Origin of the sequence: Moorena sp. SIO3B2 (assembly GCF_010692525.1) — a bacterium.
GTDB classification, from domain to species: Bacteria; Cyanobacteriota; Cyanobacteriia; order Cyanobacteriales; family Coleofasciculaceae; genus Moorena; species Moorena producens.
Window position 1 is genome coordinate 1 of the sequence record NZ_JAAHHE010000684.1, and the last position, 2274, is coordinate 2274.

At 45.6% G+C, this 2274-nt stretch carries 2 protein-coding genes; both read left to right on the forward strand.

Annotated features, from left to right (window positions below; translation table 11 throughout):
* The coding region (locus tag F6K38_RS39790; protein ID WP_287264001.1) for a class II aldolase/adducin family protein at positions 1 to 795 on the forward strand (795 nt) is incomplete at its 5' end.
* A gap of 217 nt (positions 796 to 1012) precedes the next feature.
* Complete coding sequence (locus tag F6K38_RS39795) at positions 1013 to 2176, forward strand: pyridoxal phosphate-dependent aminotransferase (RefSeq protein WP_287360401.1); 1164 nt, start codon at positions 1013 to 1015, stop codon at positions 2174 to 2176.
* Positions 2177 to 2274: the final 98 nt, after the last annotated feature.

Below are 2274 nucleotides of genomic sequence, written 5' to 3' on the forward strand. Positions count from 1 at the left end.
AAAAACTCTAATATAAATAATTCCATAACTACCTTTTATTCCCAAGAAGAACGACAGTTACGTGTAGATCTTGCTGCTGCTTACCGCTTGATTAACTATTATGGGATGACAGACATGATATACACCCATATTTCCGTGCGGATTAAAGAGGAGCCACCAATATTCCTCATTAATCCGTATGGTATGATGTTTGACGAAATATGTGCATCAAATTTGGTTCCAGTGGATGCTAATGGCAACAAAATTGACCAGGCAGACGCGGAAGTAAATCCAGCCGGATTTACTATACACAGTGCTATTCATTTAGGTTGCCCTAATGCCCATGCAATCATCCACACCCATACTGTTAGTGGCATGGCTGTTGCTGCGATGGAAGAGGGTTTGTTGCCCCTTAACCAAATTTCGATGGAATTTTATAATCGGGTTGCCTACCATGATTATGAGGGCATCTCACTTAACCTGGATGAGCGAGAAAGGCTGGTGGCATCTCTGGGAGACAAGAAATGTTTAATCCTCCGTAACCATGGTCTTTTAACTGTAGGTGAAACAGTAGCGGAAGCATTCTTCTATATGTACTACCTGAATAAGGCGTGCGAGATTCAGGTTAATGTATTAAGTAGTAACGCCAAGCCGATAATACCACCACCTGAGATTTGCGAACATACAGCAAAGCAGTTCGAGGGTCCATTCCTCCAGAACAACCGAGAATTCCAACTCGTATGGGAAGCTAATCGCCGTTTGCTCGATCGACTCGATTCTTCTTATAGTGACATACTCCCACCCAACTTACCCTAGGAAAAATTAGGCCATATTCAAATACACAAAAAAATACGGGGAATCCTGCCTCCTTCACTCCATTTGATAAAAATGGAAAACATCAAGGTTTACTAATTAGTAATAACTCTGAAACAATTATTCGCAATTGATTTGAACAACTAACTGGTAATTTAAAGGAGTACTAAAGCGATCCCAAGTTTCATCAATGCCAACCCCAATACTAACATTTCGGCCCATGGGAATTGACAAGATTTCGACTCTGTTAGCTCGAAACCAATCCCACTGGCGACCGATTTCTCTAGCTTTTGGTCAATCGGACTTCCCAATTCAAGAATACGTTGACCTGACTTTACAGGCTCCTGAAGTAGAAAAAGTACTAGGTTACGGGGATATTAGCGGACAGATGTCACTGCGGAAAAAAATTAGCAGCTTTTACGCCTCGACCTTAGGTATAGATATCCCAGCGGCACAGATATTGATAACTGATGGGGCGACTGGTGCATTAGTCTTAGCATTGGGGCTGTTGGTGCGCCGAGGTAGCGAAGTCATTATACCAGCCGTCGGATATGCGGCCTATCCGCGAATCGTGAAGATGTTTGGTGGCATTCCGATATCGGCACCCCTGGATGCAGAGTTTAACCTCTCACCCCACCGACTGCGGAATTTGATAACTGCCAAAACCGCTGCTATAATCGTCAACTCTCCGGGAAATCCCCACGGAAATATAGCTAGTCGGGAAATGCTAGCAGAAATTGCTTCATTCGGCATTCCAGTAATTTTCGACGAAGTTTACCAGTTAATGACTTTCGCGGGGGATTTTGCTCCCAGTGGGACGCAACTGCCTGGGGAACATTTCATTGTCAATGGATTTGCCAAGTCTTTTGCCGTTCCGGGATTGCGTATCGGTTTTGTGATTGTACCATCAAGCTTAGCTGAAGCTGCCGAGAGTATGAAAGTATTGTTGAATATTTGCCCGAATCTTCCCGGACAGCTGTTAACAGAACGACTGCTAGAGAGATCCCGGCTGCTGCTAAAGGCTCATCGAAGCTACCTGGGTCGCAGCCACAAGGTGTTCTTAGCGGCTTGCGATCGCTACTCTGTCCCTGTAATCAGAAATTCCCAGGCGGGGTTTTATGGTATCATACTGCTGCCTGAAGGTATGGACTCCATGAAAGCAGCATCGATATTAGCCAAAGACTATGCACTTGCCACTGCTCCGGGAACGGATTTTGCTGAAACCGACCCCGGTTTTTTGCGCGTCAACTTTACTAAAAGCCCTCAAGATGTGTCCGAAGGAGTGCTAAGGATAACCGAGTTCCTTGAAAAGGTCAATTCTGGGATCTGCGATCGGCGTTCGCGAAGCGTGGCCAAAGGCCTCAGCCGCGCCAAAGGCGATTAGCCCAAAGGGCTACGCTACGCGAACGCACTCCCTTCACACTTCGGACTTAAGCTTGAGTTGACTGCGAATGGACATGAATATGGCAGTGCTACTACTGG

Excerpts from the sequence above, each read along its gene's own strand:
- F6K38_RS39795 (WP_287360401.1), top strand. The coding sequence starts at position 1,013 with ATGGGAATTGACAAGATTTCGACTCTGTTAGCTCGAAACCAATCCCAC.